Source organism: Pseudomonas sp. LBUM1641 (assembly GCF_059716235.1).
Window position 1 is genome coordinate 6,417,501 of record NZ_CP166815.1, and the last position, 25,310, is coordinate 6,442,810.

Annotated in this window: 26 protein-coding genes (1 of these 26 only partly in view); 10 read left to right on the plus strand and 16 right to left on the minus strand. The window is 61.0% G+C overall.

The genetic code is table 11. From position 1 onward, the window contains the following. Together ACA046_RS29625 and ACA046_RS29630 are read left to right on the plus strand one after the other, a co-directional pair. A protein-coding gene (locus ACA046_RS29625; protein WP_459024181.1) for a peptidoglycan DD-metalloendopeptidase family protein crosses the window boundary here: on the plus strand, positions 1–1,160 show its 3' portion. 253 nt of this gene lie to the left of the window's left edge; only the last 1,160 of its 1,413 coding nucleotides appear in the window; its start codon lies beyond the left edge, outside the window; it ends in the stop codon at positions 1,158–1,160. 3 nt (positions 1,161–1,163) lie between these two features. Further along, positions 1,164–2,255, plus strand: coding sequence for an anhydro-N-acetylmuramic acid kinase (locus ACA046_RS29630; protein WP_497675465.1), 1,092 nt, complete (start codon positions 1,164–1,166; stop codon positions 2,253–2,255). Positions 2,256–2,321: 66 nt separating this feature from the next. Here ACA046_RS29630 and erpA read toward each other — a convergent pair whose 3' ends face one another. Together erpA and argC are read right to left on the minus strand one after the other, a co-directional pair. After that, positions 2,322–2,672, minus strand: coding sequence for an iron-sulfur cluster insertion protein ErpA (gene erpA, locus ACA046_RS29635; protein ID WP_003176443.1), 351 nt, complete (start codon positions 2,670–2,672; stop codon positions 2,322–2,324). 162 nt (positions 2,673–2,834) lie between these two features. Beyond that, the gene (gene argC / locus ACA046_RS29640; RefSeq protein WP_010206935.1) at positions 2,835–3,869 is read right to left on the minus strand and encodes an N-acetyl-gamma-glutamyl-phosphate reductase; all 1,035 of its coding nucleotides are present in this window, start codon (positions 3,867–3,869) and stop codon (positions 2,835–2,837) included. A 136-nt stretch (positions 3,870–4,005) separates the two neighbouring features. Between argC and hemJ the strand changes: the two genes are divergently transcribed. The 6 genes from hemJ to coq7 all read left to right on the plus strand — a co-directional run bounded on the left by hemJ (position 4,006) and on the right by coq7 (position 8,520). Continuing rightward, positions 4,006–4,434: a protoporphyrinogen oxidase HemJ gene (hemJ, locus tag ACA046_RS29645; RefSeq protein WP_017476328.1), complete on the plus strand. Its 429-nt coding sequence runs from the start codon at positions 4,006–4,008 to the stop codon at positions 4,432–4,434. 24 nt (positions 4,435–4,458) lie between these two features. Continuing rightward, positions 4,459–5,427 carry an NAD(P)H-dependent flavin oxidoreductase gene (locus tag ACA046_RS29650; RefSeq protein WP_497675466.1) on the plus strand — a complete coding sequence of 323 codons (969 nt, stop codon included), beginning with the start codon at positions 4,459–4,461 and terminating at the stop codon, positions 5,425–5,427. A gap of 63 nt (positions 5,428–5,490) precedes the next feature. Beyond that, positions 5,491–6,456, plus strand: coding sequence for a DUF805 domain-containing protein (locus tag ACA046_RS29655; protein WP_497675467.1), 966 nt, complete (start codon positions 5,491–5,493; stop codon positions 6,454–6,456). A 62-nt stretch (positions 6,457–6,518) separates the two neighbouring features. Next, complete coding sequence (locus tag ACA046_RS29660) at positions 6,519–7,307, plus strand: SDR family NAD(P)-dependent oxidoreductase (protein ID WP_010167219.1); 789 nt, start codon at positions 6,519–6,521, stop codon at positions 7,305–7,307. A 46-nt stretch (positions 7,308–7,353) separates the two neighbouring features. Further along, positions 7,354–7,692 (plus strand): histidine triad nucleotide-binding protein, encoded by a 339-nt coding sequence (locus ACA046_RS29665; protein ID WP_003210943.1) that lies wholly within the window; start codon positions 7,354–7,356, stop codon positions 7,690–7,692. A 180-nt stretch (positions 7,693–7,872) separates the two neighbouring features. After that, a complete protein-coding gene (gene coq7 / locus ACA046_RS29670) occupies positions 7,873–8,520 on the plus strand; it encodes a 2-polyprenyl-3-methyl-6-methoxy-1,4-benzoquinone monooxygenase (protein ID WP_076017915.1) in 648 nt (215 codons plus the stop codon). 65 nt (positions 8,521–8,585) lie between these two features. Here the strand turns inward: coq7 and ACA046_RS29675 are convergent, their stop codons facing one another. Then, a complete protein-coding gene (locus ACA046_RS29675) occupies positions 8,586–9,008 on the minus strand; it encodes an OsmC family protein (RefSeq protein ID WP_003194686.1) in 423 nt (140 codons plus the stop codon). Between the two features lie 250 nt (positions 9,009–9,258). On the opposite strand from ACA046_RS29675, the gene crp reads away from it, so the two are divergent. Next, complete coding sequence (gene crp / locus ACA046_RS29680) at positions 9,259–9,903, plus strand: cAMP-activated global transcriptional regulator CRP (RefSeq protein ID WP_017476332.1); 645 nt, start codon at positions 9,259–9,261, stop codon at positions 9,901–9,903. Here the strand turns inward: crp and ACA046_RS29685 are convergent. Genes ACA046_RS29685 through ACA046_RS29700 form a run of 4 tightly spaced genes read right to left on the minus strand, consistent with a single transcriptional unit; the run spans position 9,900 to position 13,083 of the window. Further along, complete coding sequence (locus ACA046_RS29685) at positions 9,900–10,595, minus strand: lipoate--protein ligase family protein (RefSeq protein WP_497675468.1); 696 nt, start codon at positions 10,593–10,595, stop codon at positions 9,900–9,902. The genes crp and ACA046_RS29685 overlap by 4 nt on opposite strands. A gap of 2 nt (positions 10,596–10,597) precedes the next feature. After that, the gene (gene trpC, locus ACA046_RS29690) at positions 10,598–11,434 is read right to left on the minus strand and encodes an indole-3-glycerol phosphate synthase TrpC (RefSeq protein WP_063026793.1); all 837 of its coding nucleotides are present in this window, start codon (positions 11,432–11,434) and stop codon (positions 10,598–10,600) included. Beyond that, positions 11,431–12,480: an anthranilate phosphoribosyltransferase gene (trpD, locus tag ACA046_RS29695; RefSeq protein WP_076017912.1), complete on the minus strand. Its 1,050-nt coding sequence runs from the start codon at positions 12,478–12,480 to the stop codon at positions 11,431–11,433. Before trpD ends, trpC begins: the two co-directional genes overlap by 4 nt. A 9-nt stretch (positions 12,481–12,489) precedes the next feature. Further along, complete coding sequence (locus tag ACA046_RS29700) at positions 12,490–13,083, minus strand: aminodeoxychorismate/anthranilate synthase component II (protein WP_076017911.1); 594 nt, start codon at positions 13,081–13,083, stop codon at positions 12,490–12,492. 412 nt (positions 13,084–13,495) lie between these two features. Here ACA046_RS29700 and estP point away from each other — a divergent pair, with 412 nt between their 5' ends. After that, the gene (gene estP, locus ACA046_RS29705) at positions 13,496–15,418 is read left to right on the plus strand and encodes an esterase EstP (protein WP_497675469.1); all 1,923 of its coding nucleotides are present in this window, start codon (positions 13,496–13,498) and stop codon (positions 15,416–15,418) included. Positions 15,419–15,547: 129 nt separating this feature from the next. Here the strand turns inward: estP and trpE are convergent, their stop codons facing one another. The 9 genes from trpE to ACA046_RS29750 form a co-directional block, all read right to left on the minus strand. Beyond that, positions 15,548–17,029 (minus strand): anthranilate synthase component I, encoded by a 1,482-nt coding sequence (gene trpE, locus ACA046_RS29710; RefSeq protein ID WP_459024192.1) that lies wholly within the window; start codon positions 17,027–17,029, stop codon positions 15,548–15,550. 68 nt (positions 17,030–17,097) lie between these two features. After that, positions 17,098–17,916, minus strand: a complete 819-nt coding sequence (locus ACA046_RS29715; protein ID WP_076017908.1) for a phosphoglycolate phosphatase — start codon at positions 17,914–17,916, stop codon at positions 17,098–17,100. After that, on the minus strand, positions 17,913–18,587 hold the full coding sequence (gene rpe, locus ACA046_RS29720) for a ribulose-phosphate 3-epimerase (protein WP_008434441.1): 675 nt from the start codon (positions 18,585–18,587) through the stop codon (positions 17,913–17,915). Before rpe ends, ACA046_RS29715 begins: the two co-directional genes overlap by 4 nt. 84 nt (positions 18,588–18,671) lie before the next feature. Next, positions 18,672–19,820: an iron-containing alcohol dehydrogenase gene (locus ACA046_RS29725; RefSeq protein ID WP_497675470.1), complete on the minus strand. Its 1,149-nt coding sequence runs from the start codon at positions 19,818–19,820 to the stop codon at positions 18,672–18,674. 202 nt (positions 19,821–20,022) lie between these two features. After that, the gene (locus tag ACA046_RS29730; RefSeq protein WP_459024197.1) at positions 20,023–20,847 is read right to left on the minus strand and encodes an ABC transporter permease; all 825 of its coding nucleotides are present in this window, start codon (positions 20,845–20,847) and stop codon (positions 20,023–20,025) included. 13 nt (positions 20,848–20,860) lie between these two features. Beyond that, positions 20,861–22,093, minus strand: coding sequence for an ABC transporter permease (locus tag ACA046_RS29735; RefSeq protein ID WP_497677149.1), 1,233 nt, complete (start codon positions 22,091–22,093; stop codon positions 20,861–20,863). Between the two features lie 173 nt (positions 22,094–22,266). After that, positions 22,267–23,307, minus strand: a complete 1,041-nt coding sequence (locus tag ACA046_RS29740; RefSeq protein ID WP_497675471.1) for an ABC transporter substrate-binding protein — start codon at positions 23,305–23,307, stop codon at positions 22,267–22,269. A 43-nt stretch (positions 23,308–23,350) separates the two neighbouring features. Continuing rightward, the gene (locus ACA046_RS29745) at positions 23,351–24,463 is read right to left on the minus strand and encodes an ABC transporter ATP-binding protein (RefSeq protein WP_003210974.1); all 1,113 of its coding nucleotides are present in this window, start codon (positions 24,461–24,463) and stop codon (positions 23,351–23,353) included. Positions 24,464–24,677: 214 nt separating this feature from the next. Further along, positions 24,678–25,307: a response regulator gene (locus tag ACA046_RS29750; RefSeq protein ID WP_003210977.1), complete on the minus strand. Its 630-nt coding sequence runs from the start codon at positions 25,305–25,307 to the stop codon at positions 24,678–24,680. Positions 25,308–25,310: the final 3 nt, after the last annotated feature.

The following is a 25,310-nucleotide window of genomic DNA, read 5'->3' on the forward strand; positions in this document are numbered from 1 at the left end:
CTGAAGACACTAAAGAGACCGCACAGGCTGAGCCTGCGGTAGAAGCACCCAAGAATCCGCTGCACCGGGAAGTCATTGTTGCCAAGGGCGACACCCTTTCGACCCTGTTCGAAAAGGTCGGCCTCCCAGCCGCGACGGTCAACGATGTGCTGGCAAGCGACAAGCAGGCCAAGCAGTTCACCCAGCTCAAGCATGGCCAGAAGCTCGAATTCGAACTGGCGCCCGATGGCCAGCTGAACAACCTGCACAGCAATGTCAGCGACCTGGAAAGCATCACGCTGACCAAAGGCGCCAAGGGCTTTGCGTTCAATCGCATCACCACCAAGCCAGTGATGCGCTCCGCCTATGTACACGGCGTGATCAACAGCTCGTTGTCGCAATCCGCCGCCCGCGCCGGTTTGTCCCACAGCATGACCATGGACATGGCCAGCGTGTTTGGCTACGACATCGACTTCGCCCAGGACATTCGCCAGGGCGACGAATTCGACGTGATCTACGAGCAAAAGGTCGCCAACGGCAAGGTCGTCGGCACCGGCAATATCCTTTCTGCGCGGTTCACCAACCGTGGCAAGACCTACACCGCCGTGCGCTACACCAACAAACAAGGCAACAGCAGCTACTACACCGCCGACGGCAACAGCATGCGCAAGGCTTTCATCCGTACTCCGGTTGACTTCGCCCGTATTAGCTCGCGTTTCTCGATGGGTCGCAAGCATCCAATTCTGAACAAAATTCGCGCTCACAAAGGCGTCGACTACGCAGCTCCGCGCGGCACGCCGATCAAGGCTGCTGGTGACGGCAAGGTATTGCTGGCAGGTCGCCGTGGCGGCTACGGCAACACCGTGATCATCCAGCACGGCAACACCTACCGAACGCTGTATGGCCACATGCAAGGTTTTGCCAAAGGCATCCAGACTGGCGGCAACGTCAAGCAAGGGCAGGTGATTGGCTATATCGGCACCACCGGCCTGTCCACCGGCCCGCACCTGCACTACGAGTTCCAAGTCAACGGTGTGCACGTCGACCCACTGGGTCAAAAGCTGCCGATGGCTGATCCAATCGCCAAGGCCGAGCGCGCCCGCTTCCTGCAGCAGAGCCAGCCACTCATGGCCCGCATGGACCAGGAGCGCTCTACCCTCTTGGCCTCGGCGAAACGCTAAGCCATGTCGCTCTATATAGGTGTGATGTCCGGGACCAGCCTTGATGGCCTGGACATCGCGCTGATCGAGCTGGCCCCGGCGATCAAGCTGATCGCCACTCACTACATCCCCATGCCTGAGTCCCTGCGTTCCGAGCTGCTTGGCCTGTGCGCCAGCGGCCCGGACGAGATTGCCCGCTCGGCGATCGCCCAGCACAACTGGGTGACACTCGCCGCCCAGGGCATTCACGCCCTGCTGGATCAGCAGAAACTCAAAGCCCAAGACATTCGAGCGATTGGCAGCCACGGCCAAACCATTCGCCACGAACCGGCCCGTGGCTTTACCGTGCAGATCGGCAACCCGGCGTTGCTCACCGAATTGACCGGAATCACCGTCGTCAGTGATTTCCGCAGCCGCGATGTCGCCGCTGGCGGCCAAGGCGCGCCACTGGTCCCCGCCTTTCATGAGGCATTGTTTGGCGAGCGGGCGGGTCACCGCGCCGTGCTGAACGTTGGCGGTTTCAGCAATCTCAGCTTGATCGAGACTGGCAAGCCGGTCTCTGGCTTTGACTGCGGCCCGGGCAACGTCCTGCTTGATGCCTGGATTCACCAGCAGCGCGGCGAGAACTTTGACCGCGATGGCCAGTGGGCTGCCAGCGGGAAAGTTGAACCCCAACTCCTCAAGGCGTTACTCAGCGATCCGTTCTTCGTGACCAAAGGGCCAAAAAGCACTGGCCGCGAAGTCTTCAACCTGGGATGGCTCGAGCATCACCTGGGACGGTTACCGCCATTCGCAGCCCAAGACGTGCAGGCCACGCTGCTTGAGCTGACTGCCCTGACCATCGTCGAATCCCTGCAAACCGCACAACCTCAGACCGAAACCCTGCTGGTCTGCGGCGGCGGCGCCCACAACGCAACCTTGATGAACCGCCTCAGCGCGCTTCTACCAGCCACCCAAGTCAGCAGCACCGCCACTTACGGCGTGGACCCCGACTGGGTCGAGGCCATGGCCTTCGCCTGGCTGGCCCATTGCTGCCTCGAAGGCATCGCCGCCAACCGCCCCAGCGTGACCGGCGCCCGCGGCCTTCGCGTACTCGGCGCGATCTACCCGGCCTGACCCCCACACAGCAAAACGCCGCTTGACCCTATCAAGGCCAAGCGGCGTTTTTACATCCGCTTTCGATCAGATCGAGAACGAAGACCCGCAACCACAGGTAGTAGTGGCATTCGGGTTCTTGATCACGAAGCGCGAACCTTCCAGACCTTCCTGATAGTCCACCTCGGCTCCTGCCAGGTACTGGAAGCTCATCGGATCGACGACCAGGCTTACGCCCTCGCGCTCAACGATGGTGTCGTCATCGGCCACGTCTTCATCGAAGGTGAAACCGTACTGAAACCCTGAACAACCGCCGCCCGTAACAAATACGCGCAGCTTCAAGCGATCATTACCCTCTTCATCGACCAGGCTCTTCACCTTGTGCGCAGCACCGTGGGTGAATTGCAAAGCCGTGGGGGTGAAGGATTCAACGCTCATGCTGATAATCTCCCGGCGTAGCGCCGCCATATGCGTGATGGCGGGCATTATCCGCTTCTCCTAGAAAAGCGGTCAACTATTGTTACGGTATATCAATCTGCGCAGCGGCCATTAAAAACACGAAAGGCCCGATCAACGGGCCTTTGCGCGACAGCAGAAAACTTACGGCAGCATGCCCGCGTGGGACAGGCCCAGCTTCTCATCCAGGCCAAACAGGATGTTCATGTTCTGCACAGCCTGGCCCGAAGCCCCCTTGACCAGGTTATCGATCACCGACAACACCACCACCAGATCACCATCCTGTGGACGGTGCACCGCGATACGGCACACGTTGGCGCCACGTACGCTGCGGGTTTCCGGGTGGCTGCCCGCCGGCATCACATCGACGAACGGCTCATTGGCATAACGCTTTTCAAACAGCGCCTGCAGGTCCACCGAACGATCGACGACTGTCGCATACAACGTGGAGTGGATCCCGCGGATCATCGGCGTCAGGTGTGGCACAAACGTCAGGCCGACATCTTTACCTGCAGCGCGACGCAGCCCTTGGCGAATTTCCGGCAAGTGACGATGACCTTTTACCGCATAGGCTTTCATGCTTTCCGACGTCTCGGAGTAAAGCGAGCCTACAGCAGCCCCACGGCCAGCACCGCTGACACCCGACTTGCAGTCAGCAATCAAACGCGATGCATCCGCCAACCCGGCTTCCAGCAATGGCAGGAATCCCAGCTGCGTAGCGGTTGGGTAGCAACCCGGTACCGCGATCAAGCGCGCTTGCTTGATCTGCTCGCGATTGACTTCCGGCAGGCCATACACCGCTTCTTCCAGCAACTCCGGCGCACCGTGAGGCTGGCCGTACCACTTGGCCCACTCATCGGCGTCCTGCAAGCGGAAGTCGGCCGACAAGTCGATCACCTTGGTGCCCGCCGCCAGCAACTCGCCCGCCAGGGCATGGGCAACACCGTGGGGCGTGGCGAAGAACACCACATCACAGGCACCCAGGGTCTTGATGTCCGGCACGCTGAACGCCAGGCCGTCGTAGTGGCCTCGCAGGTTCGGATACATGTCGGCCACAGCAAGGCCGGCCTCGGATCGGGAAGTGATCACCACCACCTCAGCTTGCGGATGCTGAGCCAACAGACGCAGCAATTCGACACCGGTGTAACCCGTGCCGCCGACGATACCGACCTTGACCATAAACCTGCCCTCAACGAACCCACTGGAAAGCCGTCGATAATAGGGTCCGTATCGTCCTGCGACAACCGTCAACGTGACGTGTATACGCTTGAGCCACTACTATCTTCAGTTACCGTGAACCTGGGAATAACTAAAAATGCTTTATCTATGGGTAAAAGCCTTCCATATCGTCAGCATCGTTTGCTGGTTTGCCGCGCTGTTCTACCTTCCGCGCCTGTTCGTCTACCACGCCCAAAGCGAAGATACCGTCAGCAAGGAACGCTTCAGCGTAATGGAGCGCAAGCTTTACCGCGGCATCATGGGGCCGGCGATGATTGCCAGCCTGGTGTTCGGCGGCTGGCTGATCTACCTCAATCCCGCCATCTTTCAATCCGGTGCGTGGATTCACGCCAAGTTGACTCTGGTAGTACTGCTGATTGGCTACCACCACATGTGCGGCGCGCAGGTAAAACGTTTTGCCCGTGGCGAAAACACCCGCAGCCATGTCTTTTATCGCTGGTTCAATGAAGTGCCAGTTCTGATATTGCTGGCTATCGTAATTTTGGTCGTGGTTAAACCGTTCTAGTCTCTATTACTCGGGGTACTTCCAATGTCGCTGCCCGCTTCGCTCGAACACAGTCTGCGCCTGCCTGTAGTGGCTGCGCCGATGTTTCTGATTTCCAACCCGCAACTGGTCCTGGCCTGCTGCCGTAACGGAATCGTCGGCAGTTTCCCTGCCCTCAACCAACGGGAAAGCAGCGGTTTCAAGGCCTGGCTGGAAGAGATCGAAGCGGGCCTGGCGCTGCTGGACAACCCGGCGCCCTATGCAGTCAACCTGATCGTGCATAACAGCAACCCACGTGTGGAAGCTGACCTGGCGATCTGCGTCGAGCACAAAGTGCCGATCGTCATCACCAGCCTGGGCGCCGTGAAAGAATTGGTGGACGCCGTACACAGCTACGGCGGCCTGGTATTCCACGATGTCACCACCCGGCGCCATGCAGAGAAAGCCGCTGAGGCGGGCGTCGACGGTTTGATCGCCGTTGCAGCCGGCGCCGGTGGTCACGCCGGCACCTGGAGCCCGTTCTCACTGATTGCAGAAATCCGTCAGTTCTTCGACAAGACCCTGCTACTCGCTGGTTGCCTCAACCACGGCCACGAGATCCTCGCGGCGCAGTTGCTCGGTGCCGACCTGGCCTATTTCGGCACCCGCTTTATCGGCACCACCGAAAGCCACGCCCCGGATGCTTGTAAAGAGATGCTGCTCACATCGCGCGCCGCCGACATCGTGCACACTCCAGCCGTCTCCGGTGTACCCGCAAGCTTCATGCGCCAAAGCCTGGAAAACGCCGGTTTCGACCTGGCCGCGCTGCAAGGCAAGGGCGAAGTCAATTTCGGCTCCAAGCTCAAGCCACTCAACGACGAAACCAAAGCCTGGAAGACCGTGTGGTCCGCCGGCCAGGGCGTCGGTGAGATTGATGATTTGCCCAGCGTCGATGAACTCGTGGCCCGCCTGGATGCCGAATACCGCAAGGCGCTCGAGCACGCGGCACAACTGCCGGCACGCTGGCCACGCTAACCCGCGACGTAACGCCTGCTGATCAACGCAGGCTTCCCCCATTCAAGTGACAAGGATGCCCGCATGAGCGACAACCGTTTCAAAATTGTGTTTGATGGCGCATTGCTCCCGGGTGTCGAGAGCACCACCGCCAAGCTGAATCTCGCCGAACTGTTCAAAAGCGACGTTGAAGCGATCGAAAAACTCTTTACCGGCCGCCCGGTCGCCCTGAAACGCGACCTTTCCCGCGCCGATGCCGAGACCTATCTGCAAGCGCTGAAAAACGCCGGGGTCGATGCACGCATAGAAGAAGAGCAGCCTGTCGCCTTCAGCCTTGCCGAAACCCACGAAACGGATTCCGGCAGCTCCACTGATTACACCCGCCCCGCCGCTTCGCCTTACGCCCCGCCCCGGGCAGCCGTCGGCGAGAACCTGACGGAGTTTTCCACCCTTAAAGTGTTCACCGTCAACGGGCGTATCGGACGCCTGCGCTTCCTGGCGTGGACACTGGTGTTGAGCGTGGTGATGCTCCTTATCTCAGGCGCGTTCTTCACTGTCGGGCTGGGCATCGCCGCGGTGTCTCCGACGATTGCCATGGTCATTGGCTTCCTGGTGGGGATTGCTCTGCTCGTGGCCGCTGTGTGGGTCAGCGTGCAGATCACCGTGCAGCGCCTGCATGACCTGGGCTGGTCCGGCTGGCTGTGGTTCCTGCACCTGGTGCCCTTCGTAGGCAGCATCTTCCCGATTCTGCTGATGGTTCTGCCGGGCAATACCGGCGCCAACCAGTACGGCGCACCACCACCGCGCAACTCTACCGCGGTCAAAATCCTGTCCGCCCTGTGGCTGGCATTCATTCCGCTGGTCTTTGCCGGCGCAGTGTTAGTGGGCATGAGCGGCTACCTTGACCAACTGGAAAGCGACGTAGGCGGCAGCTACGAAAGCAGCTCCATCAACTCCGATGACGACAGCGACCAGGCCACCACCGTCGATGAAGTCGATGTGCAAAGTGCTGACGACACAGCCGAACCTGTAGACTCTACGCAACAGTGAAAAACGCCCGACGCCTGTGACGCCTCTGTCACAGGCCCGGTAGCGTTGCGATGGAGAAACGCATGACCCGTTACGCTCTGATCACCGGTGCCTCCAGCGGTATCGGCCTGGCCTTGGCCGAAGCACTGGCCCGTCGCGGCCGCAGCTTGATTCTGGTGGCCCGCCAGCGTGATCAGTTGGAAAGCATTGCAATCGAATTGACTCAGCGCTTCGGCGTCGAGGTGCTGTTCCGCGCCTGCGACCTCGGTGAACCCTTGCGGCTGTCGGGGTTCCTGCTGGAGCTTGAGGAAGGCGAGCGGCAGATCGACCTGCTGGTCAATTGCGCCGGCATCGGCACCAGCGGCCCGTTCCTGGCACAGGACTGGATGACCGAACAGGACCTGATGGAAGTCAACATCCTGGCCCTGACCCGCATGTGCCATGCACTCGGCAATGCCATGGCCCTGCACGGCGGCGGGCAGATTCTCAACGTCGCGTCGGTTGCCGCCTTCCAGCCGGGGCCGTGGATGAGCACCTACTACGCCAGCAAGGCTTACGTGCTGCACTTCTCCGAAGGCTTGCGCGAAGAACTGAAGACCTGTGGCATCAAGGTTTCTGTACTCTGCCCGGGCCCAACCCGCACCGCGTTCTTCGGCACCGCACAAATGGACACCGCCAAGCTGGACCGCAGCCAACAGCTGATGAGCCCGGAAGAAGTCGCGCTCTACACCGTGCGCGCCCTGGCCAAGAACAAAGCCATCATCATTCCGGGCCGGCGTAATCGCTGGCTGGCGTTCAGCCCGCGCCTGAGCCCGCGCTGGCTGACCCGCAAAATCGCCGGCGCGATCAACAAGGCCTATTGCCCGCGCTGATCGCCTGAGTACACTCACCCTGCACTTTCACAATGGAGAAACAGCTGTGGATACTCTGTTCACCAAGATCATCAACAGAGAAATACCCGCGAAGATCATCTACGAGGATGACCAGGTCCTGGCGTTCCACGACATCGCGCCAATGGCCCCGGTGCATTTCCTGGTGATCCCGAAAAAGCCGATCCGCACCCTTAACGACCTCACCGAGGAAGACAAGGCACTGGCCGGGCATATCCTGTTCACCGCGCAACGCCTGGCCGTTGAGCAAGGCTGCGAAAAGGGCTTCCGTGTGGTGATGAACTGCAATGAAGACGGCGGGCAAACCGTTTATCACATCCATATGCACGTGCTGGGTCAGCGCCAGATGAACTGGCCGCCGGGCTGAGCACTACCTGTGGCGAGGGAGCTTGCTCCCGCTCGGTCGCGTAGCGGCCGCACAAAACCGGGAGCGCTGCGTGCTCCAGCGGGAGCAAGCTCCCTCGCCACACAAGCAATTTGACCCAGCGCAAACGCTTCCCCCTCTCTTGCGGTAAACTGGCCGCCGAGATTCTTCCCGGAGGTCAGCATGACTACCCAACGTCACTACTCGCCGATTGATCGCCTGTTGCTGCAAGCCGACACGGCCATGCGCACGCTGTTGCCATTCAGTGGCCAACCGCACCGTCCTTCGCCCGCCATCGTGCAGCCCGAAGCACAGATGAGCGAGACCGACACCCGCCACGTCGCTGGCCTGATGCGCATCAACCATACCGGTGAAGTCTGTGCCCAGGCGCTGTACCAAGGCCAGGCCCTGACCGCCAAGCTGCCGCAAGTGCGCGCCGCGATGGAACACGCCGCCGAAGAAGAAATCGACCACCTGGCCTGGTGCGAGCAACGTATCCGCCAGTTGAACAGCCACCCAAGCGTGCTGAACCCGCTGTTCTACGGCTTATCGTTTGGTATTGGCGCGGTAGCTGGGCTGATCAGCGACAAAGTCAGCCTGGGTTTTGTAGCGGCCACCGAGCATCAGGTGTGCAAGCACCTCAATGAACACCTTGAGCAACTGCCGGCTGAAGACGAAAAGTCCCGGGCGATTCTTGAGCAGATGCGCATTGATGAAGAACATCACGCCGAAAGCGCGCTGGACGCGGGCGGCTTCCGCTTCCCGGCTCCGGTGAAGTTTGGCATGAGCCTGTTGGCCAAGGTCATGACCAAGAGCACTTACCGCATCTGACAGTCCCGCATCACGCAAAAAGGGCGCTTTTTAAGCGCCCTTTCTTTTTGCCTGCCAATCAATGATCAGCCCAGCTCAATGATCTCGTAGTCATGAGTGATGACAACACCCGCAGCGCCCAGCATGATCGAGGCCGAGCAATACTTCTCAGCCGACAGCTCGATGGCACGCTTGACCTGGGCTTCTTTCAGCGCCCGGCCCTTGACGACAAAGTGCATGTGGATCTTGGTAAACACCTTCGGGTCTTCGGTCGCACGCTCAGCTTCCAGGAACGCTTCGCAGCTTTCCACCGCCTGGCGGGATTTCTTCAGGATGCTGACCACGTCGAAATTGCTGCAACCGCCTACACCGAGCAGGAGCATTTCCATCGGGCGTACGCCCAGGTTGCGGCCACCGGCCTCAGGCGGACCGTCCATGACCACAACATGGCCACTGCCCGACTCACCGAGGAACATGGCTTCGCCCGCCCATTGGATGCGTGCCTTCATCGCCCAGACTCCACTGCTAAAAAAGGGTCGCCAGCTTAGCACAGGGCTTTGGGACCTCAGCGTTTCCCATGAAAGCGATCAACAGCAGCGATTACGGGGTAAATTCCCTAATGGAGTCAGAATGTGTCTGTTAAGCTGGCGCCAAATCAATGGCGCATTGCCATCCATTGGGTGACATAACTCAACCGTTGATCGCGCTGACTAAAAAAACAAGCTCAACAACACCGTGCAGTCTTTTCGGGATACAACCATGGTTGCTATTACTCCCACACCCAAAATCAAGAACCTCGACAAACTGTTGATGCATTGTCAGCGCCGGCGTCATCCGGCCAAGCACAACATCATCTGCGCGGGCGAGCGTTCGGAAACCCTGTTCTTCATTATCAAAGGCTCAGTCACCATCCTGATCGAGGATGACGATGGCCGCGAAATGATCATCGCCTACCTCAATACCGGAGATTTCTTCGGCGAGCTCGGACTTTTCGAGCAAGCGGGCAAGGAACAGGAGCGCAGCGCCTGGGTGCGGGCCAAGGTCGAATGCGAAGTCGCCGAGATCAGCTATGCGAAGTTTCGCGAACTGGCCCAGCAGGATCCCGACATTCTGTACGCCTTGAGCGGCCAGATTGCCCAGCGCCTGAGAGACACCACGCGCAAAGTCGGCGACCTGGCTTTTTTCGACGTCACCGGCCGGGTTGCCCGCTGCCTGCTGGAACTGTGCAAGCAGCCGGATGCCATGACCCATCCAGACGGGATGCAGATCAAGATCACCCGTCAGGAGATCGGGCGTATCGTCGGTTGCTCAAGGGAAATGGTTGGCCGGGTGCTGAAGGACCTGGAAGAACGCAACCTGGTACATGTCAAAGGCAAGACCATGGTGGTCTTTGGTACCCGCTAAACCGGCAGGAAGCTCGCGAGCATCTGGCGGTATAACGTGTCTAGCCGGGCAATCGCGTCTGGCGCAGCAAAGGCTTCGTGCAGGGCGATGTGGCTTTCGGCGCGCACCCGTTGTTCCAAGCCACACGATTCATTGAAGCGATTGACCGCGGCGATCAACTCGACGCGATCATCATCCAGCAACAACGCACCATGCACCAACCCCACCGGGCGTCCGCCACTCTGGCGCCAGCGCTGGGCAGTGCCGACCATTTTGCGGCCGTCCAGGTTGACGTTATAGCGACCGTCGCAAAAGGCTCCGTCAATCTCGCCCACCGATGCATTGCCACCCAGCTCGATAAGCAGGTCGCAAATCGGCTGGCACAAACGCTGGTAGCCGGTTTCGATACGGCCCTGGTCACCTTCACTGCGTGGTGGCGCGTAGACCAGCGCGATATTGACCGTGGCTGCCGACTGTGGAACCGGCTCACCGCCTGTTTCCCGCAGCAGCACCGGCCAACCGGCGTCTGCCGACACCTGACTGGCGGTCTCGAATGCCGGAAGGCGGCTCAAACGACGAGGCATCACCAACGCTTGATCGCTGGGCTGCCAGAACAGCAGACCGAACGGCTGCTCCCCCGCGCAGACAGCGGCGAGCAAATCCTGCTCGGCCTTAAGGCCTGCCTCGACCGTCATCGCCACCGGCTGGGTCATCATCAATCCAGGGTCGAACCGCTGACAGCAACGCCACGCTCCGGGAAGAACAAGCGCTGCAATTCGGCCCCCGGGTTCTCGGCACGCATGAAGGTTTCGCCGACGAGGAACGAGTACACGCCGCTGATTTCCATCAGTTCGACATCGGCACGATTGACGATGCCACTTTCGGTAATCACCAACCGGTCACGCGGGATACGCGGCAACAGGTCGAGGGTGTTTTCCAGGCTGACTTCAAAAGTGTGCAGGTTGCGGTTGTTGACGCCCACCAACGGTGTGTCGAGGGTTTTCAACGCACGTTCCAGTTCATCACCGTCGTGCACTTCCACCAGCACGTCGAGGCCAACACTTTTGGCCACGGCCGCCAGTTCGGCCATCTTGACGTCATCCAGTGCGGAGACGATCAACAGCACGCAATCGGCGCCCAAGGCACGGGCTTCGACGATCTGGTAGGGGTCGACCATGAAGTCCTTGCGGATCACCGGCAGCGAGCACGCGGCACGCGCTTGCTGCAGGTACAGGTCGGAGCCCTGGAAGAAGTCGATATCGGTCAACACCGAGAGGCACGTCGCGCCGCCCTTCTCGTAGCTTTTGGCAATGTCTTCAGGGATGAAGATCTCGCGAATCACGCCCTTGCTCGGCGAAGCCTTCTTGATTTCAGCGATAACGGCCGGCTGCTTTTCCTTGGCCTGCTTGATCAGCGCATTGGCAAACCCGCGCGGTGCATCAGCGGTTTTCGCCAGGCCTTCCAGCTCAGCCAGGCTGACCCGGGCGCGGCGTTCAGCGACTTCTTCTGCCTTGCGAGCCAGGATTTTCTCCAGAACGGTCGGAACACTCATCCTTCATTCTCCACTTTGAACACCGCAGTAAACGCACCCAGTTCTTCGAGCTTTTCGCGCGCCAGCCCGGTATGCAATGCATCATGAGCGAGGGCAACACCCTCTTTAAGACTGTAGGCGTGATCCGCGGCATACAGCGCCGCACCGGCATTGAGCACAATCATTTCTGCGGCTTTCTGGCCGTTTTCGGTCTTGCGACGCCCCAGGGCATCGCGAATCAATTCTAGGGAGGCTGCCGGGCTTTCCACCGCCAGGCCATGCAGGCTCTGGCTTTTCATGCCGAGGTCTTCAGGCTCGACCCAATATTCGGTGACCTGGTCATCCTTCAGCTCCGCCACGAAGGTCGGTGCGGCCAGGCTGAACTCGTCCAGGCCATCCTTGGAGTGCACCACCAGCACATGCTTGCTGCCCAGGCGCTGCAAGACTTCAGCCAATGGCCGGCACAGCGCCTGGCTGAACACGCCCACCACCTGATGCTTCACACCGGCCGGATTCGTAAGCGGGCCGAGCATGTTGAACAGGGTACGCAGGCCCAAGTCCTTGCGCGGACCGGCGGCGTGCTTCATCGCGCCGTGATGAGACTGGGCGAACATGAAGCCGATGCCGACGTTATCGATGCAACGCGCCACTTGTACCGGGGTCAGGTTGAGGTAGATACCTGCGGCCTCCAGCAAATCGGCACTGCCGCTTTTACCCGACACCGCGCGGTTACCGTGTTTGGCCACCGTGCAGCCAGCAGCTGCCACTACAAAGGATGCCGCCGTCGACACGTTGAAAATGTTCGCACCATCGCCGCCGGTGCCGACCACGTCGACCACACCGTCGAGGGTCTTGAGTTCGACCTTGTCGGCCAGCTCACGCATCACCGACACGGCGCCGACGATTTCGTCGATGCTCTCGCTCTTCATGCGCATTGCCATCATGAACGCGCCAATCTGGGCGTCGGTGCATTGACCGGTCATGATCTCGCGCATCACATCGCTCATTTCAGCGGTGCTCAGGTCCAGATGGCCGACGATACGGCTCAGGGCAGTCTTGATATCCATGAAAAGTCCTTAGCGCGTGCCGCCGCTCTGCTTGAGAAAGTTAGCGAACAGCTCGTAGCCCTGCTCGGTCAAAATCGATTCCGGGTGAAATTGCACCCCTTCGACGTTCAGTGTCTTGTGACGCAGGCCCATGATCTCGTCGACAGAGCCGTCTTCCAGTTGGGTCCAGGCCGTCAGCTCAAGGCATTCGGGCAGGGTTTCACGCTTGACCACCAGCGAGTGGTAGCGGGTTACCGTCACCGGCAGGTTCAAACCGTGGAATACGCCCTGGTCCTTGTGGAACACCGGGCTGGTCTTGCCGTGCATCACCTGGCGGGCGCGAACTACGTCGCCGCCGAACGCCTGGCCGATGGACTGATGGCCCAGGCAAACGCCCAGGATCGGCAGCTTGCCGGCGAAATATTTGATGGCCTCGAGGGAGATGCCCGCTTCGGTCGGCGTGCACGGGCCAGGGGAAACGACGATGCGTTCAGGGTTCAACGCGGCGATTTGCGCCACGCTCAATTCGTCGTTGCGCACGACCTTGACCTCGGCACCGAGCTCGCCCAGGTACTGCACAACGTTGTAGGTAAAGGAGTCGTAGTTATCAATCATCAGCAACATGTGGGTTAAAACCTCTTGAATTCACTGACTTCTAATGACGGCCTTCCAAGGGAGTGACCCGCTGCCAGACGCACTTTCCGGTTGCCGGGGTTGGCCGGCAAGGGGCGTCGAACAAAGGGTGAAGAAGGCAAATCGGTACAGGTCCGGCGTGGCCGGTAGAGAAAAGTTAGGCGCGCCAACGCCAACGGGCGTGTGCCTTGACTACTCGCATCAAGAGTTTGCTGATGATCAACACGGGGAGGGTCTCATTCATACGTCCAAGCACAGTAACGTAGCCTCGCCAGCGGTGCAATATGGCGCCGCAAATACGGGGGTAAGTGCCCGACCGATAATTGGCGTCAATTTTTTCAGAACCCTTGGAAGGTCGCTACAGTCACAGTGCTGATAAAAAAATAAAAGCATGGACGGACTCATGACCAAGACCCCTTGTTTCGCTCCACTCGTCGGCTGCCTGCTAACCCTGGCCTGCTCGCAAGCGTTCGCCGCGCCGTCGCCCTACTCGACCATGATCGTATTCGGCGACAGCCTGGCCGATGCCGGGACATTCGCCGACCCTGGGGCACCGGGCTCAACCTATCGCTTCACCAACCGCACCGGCCCGCAGTACTTCGACGGCAGCGGCGAAAGCACTTCGCTGATTTCCTCGACATTATTGGGCGGCAAGCTGGGAGTCGCGGCAGGCGACCTGAACGCATCCACCTCGCCGCAGCGCGCCGCTCAAGGCCAGGCAGACGGTAACAACTGGGCCGTGGGCGGCTACATCACCCAGCAGATCTACGATGCCATCACCGGTAACTCAACCGTCACCGATAGCGACACCGGGCAGGTGTTGCGTACGCGCCCCGGATACCTGGCATCCACGGGCGGCCGAGCCGACCCCAACGCGTTGTATTTTCTCTCCGGCGGCGGTAATGACTTCCTCGACGGCCTGGTCCTCAGCCCCGGTCAAGCCTCGGCCGCAGCCGGGCGCCTGGCCAACAGCGCCGAGGCTCTGCAACAGGCTGGCGCCCGATATGTAATGGTGTGGATGCTGCCGGACCTGGGCCTGACACCTGCCGTCAATGGCACGCCGCTCCAAGGGAGCGTCAGCGCCCTGGCCGGCGTGTTCAACCAGACTCTGGTGCAGCGCCTGTCGCAAATCGATGCGCAGATCATCCCGTTGAACATTCCGTTGCTGCTCAAGGAAACCTTCGCCGATCCCGGGCGCTTTGGCTTTGCCACCAACCAGAACCTCAACCAGACCTGCTTCAGCGGCACCACCTGCCGGAACCCCGTGTATGGCGTCGGCGGTACCAACCCAGACCCTACCAAGCTGATTTACAACGACACCGTCCACCCGACCGAGGCCGGCCAGCAACTGATCGCCGACTACGCCTACTCGCTGCTCGCCGCCCCTTGGGAAATAACCCTGCTCCCGGAAATGGCCCAGGGCACCTTGCGCGCCCATCAGGATGAATTGCGTAACCAATGGCAAGCCGACTCGGGTAACTGGCAGGCCGTGGGCCAATGGCGAGCGATCGTCGCCGCCGGCGGCCAGCACCTGGACTTCGATGATCAAAGCAGTTCAGCCAGCGGTGACGGCAGCGGCTACAACCTGAACATCGGCGGCAGCTACCGACTCAACGAGGCCTGGCGCGTGGGTGTGGCAGCAGGCTTCTATCGCCAGAGCCTTGAGGCCGGCGCCAGCGATTCGGACTACAAGCTCAACAGCTACCTGGGCACGGCCTTCGCCCAGTACCAACAAAACCACTGGTGGGCCGACGCCGCGTTGACCGGCGGCAAGCTGGACTTCGACAACCTCAAGCGCAAATTTGCCCTAGGCGTCAGCGAAGGCACCGAAAAAGGGGATACCGACGGTTGGCTGTGGGCCCTGAGTGGCCGCGTGGGATATGACATCGCCCAGCCGGGCAGCGACTGGCACCTGTCACCGTTCATCAGCGCCGACTATTCGCGGGTCGAGGTGAATGGTTACTCAGAGAAAGATGCTCGCTCCACGGCATTGACCTTTGATGACCAACAGCGCGACTCCAAACGCTTGGGGATTGGCCTGCAAGCCAACTACCGCGTTACTCCGCAAACCCTGGTGTTTGGCGAAGTGGCCCATGAGCACGAGTTTGAAAACGATACACAGCGGGTGGGCATGTCACTCAACAGCGTGCCGGGGATCGATTTCAAACTGGACGGCTACACGCCACGCAGTAATTCGGATCGCTTGAACCTGGGGATTAGCCACAAGGTGACCAAGGACCTGGCGCTGAATGCGGCCTATAACGTGAGGAAGGATGACAACTTTACCCAGCAGGGGGTGAGTGTCGGGGTGAGTCTGGATTTCTGATTACGCAAAAAATAACTGTAGGAGCGAGCTTGCTCGCCAAGGTCGTTAACGATGACGCGCCCATCCTGAATGCGCGCGGCGCCTATGAGTCCTTCGCGAGCAAGCTCGCTCCTACAAGGTTTGCGGTATTTAGCCCAGCGGGGTCTGCTCAGCCAACGCCACCGCACGGAACATCGCGCGGCGCTTGTTCAGGGTTTCTTCCCATTCCAGCGCCGGCACCGAGTCGGCCACGATCCCGCCGCCTGCCTGCACATGCAGTTCGCCGTCCTTGATCACCGCCGTACGGATCGCGATCGCGGTGTCCATATTGCCGTTCCAGGCGAAATACCCCACCGCGCCGCCATACACGCCACGCTTGACCGGCTCCAGTTCGTCGATGATTTCCATCGCACGAATCTTCGGCGCACCCGACAAGGTGCCCGCCGGCAGGATCGCCCGTAGCGCATCCATCGCCGTCAGCCCGGCCTTCAGCTCGCCGGTGACGTTGGACACGATGTGCATCACGTTGGAATAACGCTCGATCACCATCTTCTCGGTGAGCTTCACCGAACCGATTTCCGAGACACGCCCGGTGTCGTTGCGGCCCAGGTCGATCAGCATCAAGTGCTCGGCGATTTCCTTGTCGTCGCTCAGCAGGTCCAGTTCCAGCGCCAGGTCCGCTTCTTCGGTGGCACCACGCGGGCGCGTGCCGGCAATCGGGCGCACGGTGATCAGGTTGTCTTCGACCCGCACCAGCACTTCCGGCGAACTGCCCACCACGTGGAAGTCGCCAAAGTTGAAGAAGTACATGTACGGCGTCGGGTTGAAACAGCGCAGCGCCCGGTACAGATCGATGGGTGCGGCCTTGAAGTCGATGGACATGCGTTGCGACGGCACCACCTGCATGCAGTCACCGGCAAGGATGTATTCCTTGATGGTATCGACAGCACGCTCGTAGTCATCCTGGGTAAAGCTGGAACGGAATACCGGGTCAGCCGCCGGTGGACGGCTGAGGTCCAGACCACGACGCGGGGTGATCGGCTGGCGCAGCTTTTCCAGCAATGCTTCGAGGCTGGCCTGGCCCTGCTCGAACGCATCGGCCTGGGAAGGGTCGGCGAGCACAATCGCGTGCATCTTGCCAGCGAGGTTGTCGAACACCACCACCGCGTCGGAAACCATCAGCAGAATGTCCGGCACGCCCAATGGATCAGGGTTCGGGGATTTGCCCAGGCGTTTTTCCACGTAGCGCACGCAGTCGTAGCCGAAGTAACCCACCAGGCCGCCGTTGAAACGCGGCAGCCCAGCGATGGTTGGCACGTTGTAGCGCGCCTTGAATGCTTCGACGAAGGCCAGCGGGTCTTCCACGTCGTGACTTTCGATCTCGACGCCGTCCAGGGTGATGCTCACATGGTGGTCATGTACACGCAGCACCGTACGGCACGGCAGGCCGATGATCGAGTAACGGCCCCATTTCTCGCCGCCCTGCACCGACTCCAGCAGATAGGAGTTGGGCTCGTCGGCCAGTTTCAGGTAGATCGACAGCGGGGTGTCGAAGTCGGCCAGGGTTTCGCAGGCCATGGGAATACGGTTGTAGCCGGCAGCGGCCAAACGCAGGAATTCTTCGCGGATCATGAGGTGCCTCGTGGCTTGAGGGTCTAACGGTCAGGTGTGCAAACGTGCCGCAGCGCGGCGAGGATCAGTCAGGCGCGCCAACGCCAGCGGGCCAGGGCCTTGATGACTTTCATCCAGAGTTTGCGAGTGACCACCACGATGGGATTTCCAGAAGGGGATGGAACAGCGTCGGGCAACGTTATCTCAGCGCCCGCTCCCAAGCAACCGGGGATTAACAGGCGCAGGTCATCAATCACCAGCGCCGGGGATTCCTCGGCAATCGGCCGGCCATGGTTGTAGCCGTAACTCAAGGCCACGCACTTGACCCCCGCCGCTTTCGCCGCCAGCACATCACTGCGCGAATCGCCGACGAACAGCGATTGAGACGCCGGGATATTGGCCATTTTCATTACGAAAAACAGTGCCGCCGGGTCGGGTTTCTTCTGCGGCAAGGTATCGCCGCCGATGATCCAGCGGAAATACCGGCCGATCTTCATCTGGTCCAACAGCGGCGCGACGAAGCGCTCCGGCTTGTTGGTGATCAGGGCCATTTCCACGCCCTGCTTGTGCAGCCATTTCAGGGTGTCGCGCACACCGGGATAAACCACGGTCAGCTCGTGGCCGTTTTCATAGGCCACGTTGAACAACTCAAGCGCATGCTCGGCTTCCACATCGTCGACACCCTCGGCCTCGATGTTGTTGGCCAAGGCCCGGCGCACCAGCATCTGCGCGCCGTTGCCAACCCACTCGCGCACCGACTCGATGCCCGCCGGCTTGCGACCGAGCTTGAGCAGCATGTCGTCCACGGCGGCCGCCAGGTCCGGCACCGAATCGATCAACGTACCGTCCAGATCGAACATCACCAGCCGTGGCAGTTTGCCGGGGAACAGCTGCTCAAAGCCGCTCATGGACGCGCCAGCGCCAGTTCTGCACGCATCTTGGCGATCACTTCCTGATAGTCCGGGGCATTGAAGATCGCCGAGCCGGCCACAAAGGTGTCGGCACCGGCCGCAGCGATTTCGCGGATGTTGTTGACGTTGACGCCACCGTCGATCTCCAGGCGGATATCACGGCCCGACGCATCGATCAGCGCCCGCGCTTCACGCAGCTTGTTGAGGGTACCGGGGATGAACTTCTGCCCGCCGAAGCCTGGGTTGACGCTCATCAACAGGACCATGTCGACCTTGTCCATTACGTACTCAAGCACGCTCAGCGGAGTGGCCGGGTTGAACACCAGGCCTGCCTTGCAACCGCCCTCGCGGATCAGTTGCAGGGTGCGGTCCACATGCAACGTGGCTTCCGGGTGGAAGGTGATGTAGGTCGCACCGGCTTCGATGAAGTCACCGACAATGCGGTCCACCGGGCTGACCATCAAGTGCGCATCGATGGGCGCGGTCACGCCGTATTTACGCAGGGCGGCGCAGACCATCGGACCAATGGTCAGGTTCGGCACATAGTGGTTGTCCATGACATCGAAGTGAACGAAGTCGGCACCGGCGGCCAACACGTTGTCCACTTCCTCGCCCAGGCGGGCGAAGTCGGCGGAGAGAATCGATGGAGCAATGACGAAGGGCTGCATGACGCACCTTTTTTGAGCTAAATCACGATGGCGCGCATTGTATACCTCATGCTTTGCCGCGCGCACCGTGACCTCGCTCAATGGTTAGTAAGCGGCCCGGTAGATTTTCTCGATATCCGCGGCACTGAGCTTGCGCGGATTGTTGCGCATCAGGCGCTCGATCCCCGCGGCTTCTACCGCCATGGCCGGAATCGCGTCTTCAGGCACACCGAAGCTGCGCAGGCCGGACGGGATCTCGACTGCGGCACACAGTCGCGTCATCGCATCGACTGCCTGGTCCGCCGCATCCACCGTACTCAGCCCGGTGACATTCACGCCCATGGCCTGGGCAATCTCCTGCATGCGCTCCACGCACGCCAGCTTGTTCCAGTGCATCACATAGGGCAGCAGCAGGGCATTGCTCACGCCATGGGCGATGTTGAAACGCCCGCCCAGCGGATAGGCCAACGCATGCACCGCGCCCACGCCGGCATTCCCGAACGCCATCCCGGCCATCAGGCTGGCGGTGGCCATGTCATCGCGGGCCTCGAGGTTGGCCGGGTTGGCGTAGGCCTTGGGCAACGCCTTGGCGATCAGCTTGATCGCACCGAGTGCCAGCGCATCGGTGATCGGCGAGGCATTCAGCGATAAGTAGGACTCGATGGCGTGCACCAGCGCGTCCACACCACTGGCGGCAGTGACGCTGCGGGGGCAGGTCAGGGTCATTTGCGGGCTGATCAGGGCTACGTCCGGCAGCAAGTAATCGCTGACGATGCCTTTTTTCAGTTGCGCGACCTTGTCCGACAGAATCGCCACGTTGGTCACCTCCGAACCGGTGCCGGCGGTGGTGGGAATCGCGATCAGCGGCGGGCCTTTGCGCGGCACCTGGTCCACGCCGAACAGGTCGGCCAGGGCGCCGTGGTAACCGGCGTAGGCCGCCACGCTCTTGGCGATGTCGATGGCACTGCCGCCGCCGACGCCGATCAGGCCGTCGTGCCCGCCTTCGCGGTAGACGCGCATGCAGTCTTCGACGATGGCGATTTCCGGGTCGGGCAGCACCCGGTCGAAAATTTCATAGGTCCGTTCGCCCAGGTGCGCCAGCGCCAGCGCTACGGTGCCGGATTTGACCAGTGCCGCATCGGTGACAATCAGCGGGTTGTCGATATCCAGCCGCGTCAGCTCGGCGGCCAGTTGTTCGATGGCACCTGGACCGGTGAGCAGTTTGTGGGCGATCTTGAATGAGGAAGTACTCATGTGCGCGGCCTCTTCTCAGTTATGGGCTGGCACAAGATTAGCTGACTTAGGCTGGTTGTCTTGCATTCAGCAACTGAATAGACACAGAACCCATGTGCGAGCGGGCTTGCTCGCGAAGGCAGTAGGCCAGTCGATATCTCTGTTGACTGACACACCGCATTCGCGAGCAGGCCCGTTCGCACATTTTGATCTCTGTTTGGTTTTAGACTTGGGCGGTGCGCAGTTTCTCGCTGCGCCCGCGCAGCCATTCCAGGGTCAGCAACAGCACCACCGAGAACGCAATCAACAAGGTCGCCGCTGCGGCAATGGTAGGGCTGAGGTTTTCGCGGATGCCGCTGAACATCTGGCGGGGCAAGGTTGCCTGCTCGGGCCCGGCGAGGAACAGCGTCACCACCACTTCATCAAATGAGGTGGCAAACGCAAACAGCGCCCCGGAGATCACCCCCGGCGCAATCAGCGGCAAGGTCACCCGGCGAAACGCCGTCAGCGGTGATGCGCCCAGGCTGGCCGCCGCCCGCACCAGGTTATGGTTGAACCCTTGCAAGGTCGCCGACACCGTGATGATCACAAACGGCACGCCCAGCACCGCGTGCACCACGATCAGCGAAAAGAAGCTGTTGCCCAGGCCCAGCGGCGCGAAGAACAGGTAACTCGCCACGCCGATAATCACCACCGGCACCACCATCGGCGAAATCACCAGGGCCATTACCAACGCCTTGCCCGGGAAATTCCCGCGCGTCAGGCCAATCGCCGCCAGCGTGCCGAACACCATCGCCAGCACCGTGGCCGCCGGGGCGACGATGATGCTGTTCTTCAAGGCGCGCATCCATTCCGCCGAGCCGAAGAAGTCCTGGTACCAGTGCAGCGAGAAACCTTGCAGCGGGTAAACCAGGAAGCTTGCGCTGTTGAAGGACAGCGGGATGATCACCAGCACCGGCAAGATCAGGAACAACAGGATCAGGCCGCAGAGGATCCGCAAGCTGTAGAACCAGACCCGTTCCACGGGCGACATATAAGGGCTCAGCATCGCAACGGTCTCCTTAGCTCAGGCGCAGGCGGCTGGCGCCCACCAGCCAGTTGTAGATCAGGTACAGCACCACGGTGGCCAGCAGCAGCAAGCCGCCCAGGGCCGTGGCCATGCCCCAGTTGATGCTGGTGTTGGTGTAGAAGGCCACGAAGTAGCTGACCATCTGGTCGTTCGGGCTGCCCAGCAAGGCCGGGGTGATGTAGTAGCCGATCGCCAAAATGAACACCAACAGGCAGCCGGCGCCAACGCCCGCGTAGGTCTGCGGGAAGTACACGCGCCAGAAGCTGGCGAATGGGTGGCAACCCAGGGAAATCGCCGCCCGCATGTAGGTGGGCGAGATGCCTTTCATCACGCTGTAGATCGGCAGAATCATGAACGGCAGCAGGATGTGCACCATGGAGATGTAGACGCCGAGCCGGTTGAACACCAGTTCCACCGGTTTATCGATCAGGCCCATGCCCATCAGCGCGCTGTTGATCAAACCACCGGACTGCAGCAGCACGATCCAGGCCGCCACTCGCACCAGCACCGAGGTCCAGAACGGCAGCAGCACCAGGATCATCAGCAGGTTGCTTTGCCGCGCCGGCAGGTTGGCCAGCAGGTAAGCCAGTGGATAGGCCAATAGCAGGCAGCACACGGTGATGACCAGACCCATCCAGAACGTACGGGCGAAGATATCGAGGTAGATCGCCTGGTCTGGAGTGGCCGGGGCAATTTCGCCGAGGTCGTCGATGCGGTGATCGACGGCGGCCAGCAGGTAGTAAGGCGTCAGGCTGCTGGTGTTGCGCCGGATGGCCTGCCAGTACGCCGGGTCGCCCCAGCGTTCGTCGAGGTTTTCCAGCGCTTCTTTATAGGAGGCAGGCGCTTCGGTGAACGGCAGCGCCCGCGCGGTTTTCGTCAGCAGGCTGCGATAGCCGGCCAGTTCCATGTTCAAGCGTTTTGAGAGGTCGCCCAGGGTCGAGTTTTTCCGGGCTTCGCCCAGGTCTTCGCTGATGGCCTGGTACACCGGCTCGCCCGGTAGGCCACGACCGTCCCAGGCGGTTACCGCTATCACCGTGCGCGGCAGGCCGCCCATCACTTCCGGGTTGCCGACGCTTTTGTAGAGCAGCGCCACAATCGGCACCAGGAACACCAGCAGCAGAAACACCACCAGCGGCGCGATCAAGGCCTGGGCCTTCCAGCGGTTGAGCCGCTCGGCCCGCGCCAGGCGCTGTTTCAGGGTGGGGCTGGGAATGGCGATGGCCATGGCGAACTCCGGATTCTTAAACATAAATGCAAAACGTGGGTGTAGCGCTTGTCCTGTGGCGAGGGAGCTTGCTCCCGCTGGGGTGCGAAGCGGCCCCAAAAGATGGGACTGCTGCGCAGTCCAGCGGGAGCAAGCTCCCTCGCCACAAGGTGGGTGTCACATCAGCGACCGGGTTACTTGGCAGCCCAGGAATTGAAGCGCTGCTCCAGTTGCTCACCGTTATCCGCCCAGAAGCTCACGTCGATCTGCACCTGGTTGGCGATGTTTTCCGGGGTAGTCGGCATGTCCTTCAGGATGTCCTTCGCCAGCAACGGCACCGCCTGGATGTTGGCCGGGCCGTAGGCGATGTTTTCCGAATAGGTCTTCTGCTGCTGCGGCTGCACCGAGAAGGCGATGAATTTCTTCGCCGCCTCAGCACGGTCCTTGGCCAGGCCTTTTGGAATCGCCCAGGCGTCGAAGTCGTAGATCCCGCCGTTCCACACCACTTTCAAGTTGCTTTCTTTCTGCACGGCGGCGATCCGGCCGTTGTAGGCAGAACTCATCACGACGTCGCCAGAAGCGAGGTATTGCGGCGGTTGGGCGCCCGCTTCCCACCACTGGATGTACGGTTTGAGTTCATCAAGTTTCTTGAACGCACGGTCCTGGCCATCTTTGCCGGCCAGCACTTTGTACACATCCTTCGGTGCCACACCGTCAGCCATCAAGGCGAATTCCAGGGTGTACTTCGCACCCTTGCGCAGGCCGCGCTTGCCCGGGAATTTCTTGGTGTCCCAGAAATCTGCCCAGCCGCCTGGTGCTGCTTTGAGTTTGTCGGCGTTGTAGGCCAGCACGGTGGACCACACAAAGAAGCCCACGCCGCAGGGCTGGATCGCGCCCTTCACGTAGTCGCCCGGGTTGCCGAACAGCTTCGGGTCCAGGGGTTCGAACATGTCTTCGTCACAACCACGGGACAGTTCCGGCGACTCTACTTCCACCAGGTCCCAGGACACGCTCTTGGTGTCGACCATGGCCTTGACCTTGGCCATTTCACCGTTGTACTCGCCGGCGACGATCTTGCCGTTGCCCGCGCTTTCCCACGGTGCGTAGAAGGCCTTGACCTGCGCCGCCTTGTTCGCGCCGCCGAAGGACACGACCGTCAAATCAGGGCCCGCCATGGCCTGTGTCGCGCCCATCAGGCTCAAAGCCAGGACTGAATACTTCAGGGATCTCAACATTGTTGTTCTCTCCACGTGCGAGGTTGGTGAAGCAAGGGGGCGATCAATTCGCCTCTAGAAGTGGGTCGAGTGCGCGAACGTGCTCGACTTGCCAGCCAATCGGTACCACGTCGCCGACCGCCAGGGCCGTGTCCAGCTCGGCGATCGGTTGTTTCACAAAAAAATCGGTCTTGCCGCAGACTTCCAGGCGCACCCGCACGTGGTCGCCCAGGTAGATGAATTCCGCCACGCGCCCGGAGAAACGGTTGACGCAGCTTTCGCTGGAGCCATTCAGGCTCACGCGCTCGGGGCGTACCGACAGGGTCACCGGACCGCCGACCTGGCCAACGTTCACCGCCAGCGCCTCGACCTTTTCGCCACGCGCCAGCTCGACCACGCAGCGGTCGCCGGTGTGGCTGTGCAGGCGGCCATTGAGGCGATTGTTCTCGCCGATGAAGTTGGCGACGAAGGTGTTTTTCGGCTCTTCGTACAACGTGCGCGGCGCGGCGATCTGCTGGATTTCGCCCTGGTGGAATACCGCTACCCGGTCGGACATGGTCAGCGCTTCGCCCTGGTCGTGGGTCACGTACACCACGGTCACGCCGAGGCGCTGGTGCAGGTGCTTGATCTCCATCTGCATGTGTTCGCGCAGCTGCTTGTCGAGGGCGCCGAGGGGTTCGTCCATCAGCACCAGTTGCGGCTCGAACACCAGCGCCCGGGCCAGGGCCACACGCTGTTGCTGGCCGCCGGAGAGTTGCGCCGGGTAGCGCTGGGCGAAGGCATCGAGCTGGACCATGCTCAGTACACGCTTGACCCGCTCGCTGATGTCGGTCTTGCTCAGGCCGCGTACAGAGAGGGGAAATGCCAGGTTCTCGGAGACGGTCATGTGCGGGAACAGCGCGTAGTTCTGGAACACCATGCCGATGTCGCGCTTGTGAGGCGGCACGTTGTTGATCGAGCGGCCGGCCAGTTGGATCTCGCCTGCGGTGGGGGTTTCGAAGCCGGCGAGCATCATCAGGCTGGTGGTCTTGCCCGACCCGGACGGCCCGAGCAGGGTCAGGAACTCGCCCTTGCGAATCTCCAGGTTGAGGTCTTTGACGATCAGGTTCTCGCCGTCGTAGCTCTTTTGCACGCCACGAAAGCTGACCAGCACATCATTTGAATCCACCTCGCTCATACCCGCACCTTTTCGTTTTGGACTGCCATGGAGCAAGCGTAGTCCAGCCGCAAGCCCGCGGAAATCGGGGGGCCGGAGAGATTGGCATCAGCAGGATGGAAGGTTTGGGGTAGGGATTGCCCTACACGGATGGCGGGCACAGGACAGTGCGACAGCTACAGGTGGCAGGAACGGGTCTGTCGGGGCCTGAGGGTGGTCGCAAATAGATATGCGGTTATAGAAGCTTGTGCTCCATGGCGTACTTCACCAGTTCCGCCAGGGAGGTGATGTTGAGCTTTTGCATCAGGCGCGCCTTGTGGGTGCTGATGGTCTTGCTGCTCAAGGCCAACTGCTGGGCGATGTCGTTGACGTTGGCGCCTTGGGCCAGGCGCTCGAATACCGAGAACTCGCGCTCCGACAGCAATGAATGCAACGGGCGCGAATCGGTCAGGCCGACTTCGAAGACCATGCGGTCTGCCAGGTCCGGGTCGATGTACCGTCCGCCCGCCGCGACCTTGCGAATCGCCGTCAGCAGCAGCGCCGGGTCACTGTCCTTGGTGGCGTAGCCGGCGGCACCGACCTTCAGCGCACGAGCGGCCATTTGCGCCTCGTCGTGCATCGACAGCACCAGGATCGCCGGGGGGTTGTTCAGCGCACGAATCCGCGGGATGGCTTCCAGGCCGTTGACGCCGGGCATCGAGATGTCCAGCAACACCACCTCGCAGGGCACGTGGCGCAGGGTTTCCAGCAACTGCTCGCCATTGCTCGCCTCGCCCACCACCAGCAGGTCCTTGGCCAGGCCGATCAGTTGCTTGATGCCTTCGCGAACGATGGTGTGGTCTTCAGCTACCAGTACACGGATCACTGT

Excerpts from the sequence above, each read along its gene's own strand:
- rpe (WP_008434441.1), bottom strand. The coding sequence starts at position 18,587 with ATGCAGCCCTTCGTCATTGCTCCATCGATTCTCTCCGCCGACTTCGCC.
- ACA046_RS29655 (WP_497675467.1), top strand. The coding sequence starts at position 5,491 with ATGAGCGACAACCGTTTCAAAATTGTGTTTGATGGCGCATTGCTCCCG.
- ACA046_RS29730 (WP_459024197.1), bottom strand. The coding sequence starts at position 20,847 with ATGCTGAGCCCTTATATGTCGCCCGTGGAACGGGTCTGGTTCTACAGC.
- ACA046_RS29685 (WP_497675468.1), bottom strand. The coding sequence starts at position 10,595 with ATGACCCAGCCGGTGGCGATGACGGTCGAGGCAGGCCTTAAGGCCGAG.
- ACA046_RS29700 (WP_076017911.1), bottom strand. The coding sequence starts at position 13,083 with ATGTTGCTGATGATTGATAACTACGACTCCTTTACCTACAACGTTGTG.
- trpD (WP_076017912.1), bottom strand. The coding sequence starts at position 12,480 with ATGGATATCAAGACTGCCCTGAGCCGTATCGTCGGCCATCTGGACCTG.
- estP (WP_497675469.1), top strand. The coding sequence starts at position 13,496 with ATGACCAAGACCCCTTGTTTCGCTCCACTCGTCGGCTGCCTGCTAACC.
- hemJ (WP_017476328.1), top strand. The coding sequence starts at position 4,006 with ATGCTTTATCTATGGGTAAAAGCCTTCCATATCGTCAGCATCGTTTGC.
- coq7 (WP_076017915.1), top strand. The coding sequence starts at position 7,873 with ATGACTACCCAACGTCACTACTCGCCGATTGATCGCCTGTTGCTGCAA.
- erpA (WP_003176443.1), bottom strand. The coding sequence starts at position 2,672 with ATGAGCGTTGAATCCTTCACCCCCACGGCTTTGCAATTCACCCACGGT.
- crp (WP_017476332.1), top strand. The coding sequence starts at position 9,259 with ATGGTTGCTATTACTCCCACACCCAAAATCAAGAACCTCGACAAACTG.
- ACA046_RS29660 (WP_010167219.1), top strand. The coding sequence starts at position 6,519 with ATGACCCGTTACGCTCTGATCACCGGTGCCTCCAGCGGTATCGGCCTG.
- ACA046_RS29725 (WP_497675470.1), bottom strand. The coding sequence starts at position 19,820 with ATGAGTACTTCCTCATTCAAGATCGCCCACAAACTGCTCACCGGTCCA.
- ACA046_RS29715 (WP_076017908.1), bottom strand. The coding sequence starts at position 17,916 with ATGAGCGGCTTTGAGCAGCTGTTCCCCGGCAAACTGCCACGGCTGGTG.
- trpC (WP_063026793.1), bottom strand. The coding sequence starts at position 11,434 with ATGAGTGTTCCGACCGTTCTGGAGAAAATCCTGGCTCGCAAGGCAGAA.
- ACA046_RS29675 (WP_003194686.1), bottom strand. The coding sequence starts at position 9,008 with ATGAAGGCACGCATCCAATGGGCGGGCGAAGCCATGTTCCTCGGTGAG.
- argC (WP_010206935.1), bottom strand. The coding sequence starts at position 3,869 with ATGGTCAAGGTCGGTATCGTCGGCGGCACGGGTTACACCGGTGTCGAA.
- trpE (WP_459024192.1), bottom strand. The coding sequence starts at position 17,029 with ATGATCCGCGAAGAATTCCTGCGTTTGGCCGCTGCCGGCTACAACCGT.
- ACA046_RS29630 (WP_497675465.1), top strand. The coding sequence starts at position 1,164 with ATGTCGCTCTATATAGGTGTGATGTCCGGGACCAGCCTTGATGGCCTG.
- ACA046_RS29735 (WP_497677149.1), bottom strand. The coding sequence starts at position 22,093 with ATGGCCATCGCCATTCCCAGCCCCACCCTGAAACAGCGCCTGGCGCGG.
- ACA046_RS29650 (WP_497675466.1), top strand. The coding sequence starts at position 4,459 with ATGTCGCTGCCCGCTTCGCTCGAACACAGTCTGCGCCTGCCTGTAGTG.
- ACA046_RS29740 (WP_497675471.1), bottom strand. The coding sequence starts at position 23,307 with ATGTTGAGATCCCTGAAGTATTCAGTCCTGGCTTTGAGCCTGATGGGC.
- ACA046_RS29745 (WP_003210974.1), bottom strand. The coding sequence starts at position 24,463 with ATGAGCGAGGTGGATTCAAATGATGTGCTGGTCAGCTTTCGTGGCGTG.